Below are 2,280 nucleotides of genomic sequence, written 5' to 3' on the forward strand. Positions count from 1 at the left end.
CTATGGGGCGCTGCGCTGGATGCAGACGCTGGCCCAGCCCTATCTGGGGGCCGACGGCCAGCTGGCCGGCTTCAGCGCGGCCACCACCGAGGTGCACGAGTTGCACGAACGGACCGAAGAGCTGGCCCGCAGCCGCGCAGATTTCGCGGCCTTGGCCGACAACATGTCGCAGCTGGCCTGGATGGCCGACCCGCGCGGCCACATTTTCTGGTACAATCAGCGCTGGCACGACTACACCGGCCTCACGCCCGAGCAAATGCGCGGCGCGGGCTGGGAGCTGGTCCACGACCCTGCCCTGCGCGATGCCGTGAACGACCGCTACCTGGCCGCGCTGCGCGCCGAGCAGCCCTGGGAAGACACCTTCCCGCTACGCCGGCACGATGGCGAGTTCCGCTGGTTTCTGAGCCGGGCGTTGCCTATTCGCGATGCGCAGGGACAGGTGGTGCGCTGGTTTGGCACCAATACCGACGTGACGACCCTGCGCCAGCTGCAACAGCAACTGGCTGTGAGCGAAGAAGAGCAGCGCATTCAGGCCGAAAGCATTCCGCAGCAGGTGTGGACGGCCAGCCCCGACGGCACCGTGGACTTCTACAACCATCGCACCGCAGCCTACCTGGGGGTGGGCATGGAGCAGAACGGCGCGGCACACTGGCTGAGCTTTGTGCACCCCGACGACCAGACGCACATGCAGGAGCGGTGGCAGGCAGCCCTGGCCACCCAACGCTACTACGAGGCCGAGTTTCGCCTGCGCGGCTACAACGGCGAGTATCGGTGGTTTCTGGGCCAGGCGCAGGCCCGCCGCGACACCGGCGGCCGGCTGCTGAAGTGGTACGGCACCAACACCGATGTACACCAGCTGCGCCTGTTGCAGGAACAGCTCGTGCAAAGCCAGACCCGCTTTCAGCAGCTGCTCGAAGCCCTGCCCCAGCTTACCTGGACGGCCGGCTCCGACGGCCGCGTGACTTACTGCAACCAGCGCTGGTACGACTACACCGGCCTGCAATTCGACGGCCTGAAGGATTGGAACTGGGAGAGCGTACTACACCCCGACGACCTGCCCGAAACCATGCGTCGCTGGCAGCACAGCCTGACCACCGGCACGCCGCTGGCGCACGAGATGCGCTGGCGCCGCCGCGATGGCGAATACCGCTGGTTTCTGGCGCGCGTCGAGCCGGTACGCAATGCGCAGGGCCATATCAGCGCCTGGGTGGGGGCCAACACCGACGTGCACGACCTGCGGCAGGCCCGCCAGGCCCTCGAAGCCAACAATGCCCGCCTGCGCCGCACCAATGAAGACCTCGACAGCTTCATCTACACCGCTTCGCACGACCTCAAGCAGCCCATCAGCAACATGGCGGGCATCTTTGCCGAACTCACCCACACCACCAGCTTCGACGACCCCGAGGCGAAGAAGCTCATTGGCTACTTCGAGCGGGCGCTGGCCCGGATTTTTGCCACCATCGACGACCTGGGGGCCATTGTGCAGGTGCAGCGCCTCGAGCAGGAAGTGCCCGCGGAACCGGTGGAGCTGGCTCCGCTGGTGAACGAGGTGCTCGACAGCCTGCAGGACCAGCTTGCCCAGGCCGATGCGCTGGTGGAATGCGACTTTGCCACCTACCCTGTGGTGTGGTTTGTGCGGCCCAACCTGCTGAGCATCTTTCAGAACCTGCTCAGCAACTCGCTGCGCTACGCCTCCCCCACCCGCGCACCGCGTATCCGCCTCAGTAGCGCCCCCGATGTAACGACGGGCCGCCCCATCCTCACGGTGCAGGATAATGGCCTGGGCATCGACCTGGAACGATACGGCGCGCAGCTGTTTCAGCTATTCCGCCGCTTCCACTCGCACATCGACGGTACGGGCATGGGCCTCTACCTCGTCAACCGCATTGTGCAGAACCACGGCGGCCGCATCGAAGTGAACAGCGTTGTGGACGAAGGCACCACGTTTCATCTTTATTTATAGAAGAGGTATTCGGCGTTCGGTGTTTGGTTTGTAATCCTGAGCAGCCCCAAACGACCAATACCCACTTCTGAATACCTGACACCGAACACCAAACACCGAACACTCAAAACCCAACCTAGCCCAGCCGTGCTCCAGTCTAAGCTGCCCGATGTGGGCGTCAGCATCTTCACCCAAATGACCCTGCTGGCCCAGGAAACCGGCGCCATCAACCTGGCGCAGGGCTTTCCGGACTACGACCCGCCGCGGGCGCTGCTGGAGGCGCTGGCCCGGCACGCCCTCACGCCGGGCCACCACCAGTACGCACCCATGCCGGGGCT

1 protein-coding gene and 1 pseudogene are annotated in these 2,280 nt (G+C 65.0%); both read left to right on the plus strand.

Features of this window, described 5'->3' with window-relative positions; translation table 11 throughout:
- A partial coding sequence (locus tag ACYVDE_RS20630) for a PAS domain-containing sensor histidine kinase (protein ID WP_460503420.1) occupies positions 1-1,963 on the plus strand: 1,963 nt, incomplete at its 5' end.
- Between the two features lie 126 nt (positions 1,964-2,089).
- Positions 2,090-2,280: pseudogene (locus tag ACYVDE_RS20635) on the plus strand (aminotransferase); the annotation flags it as partial.

It is taken from the genome of Hymenobacter agri (assembly GCF_054778495.1).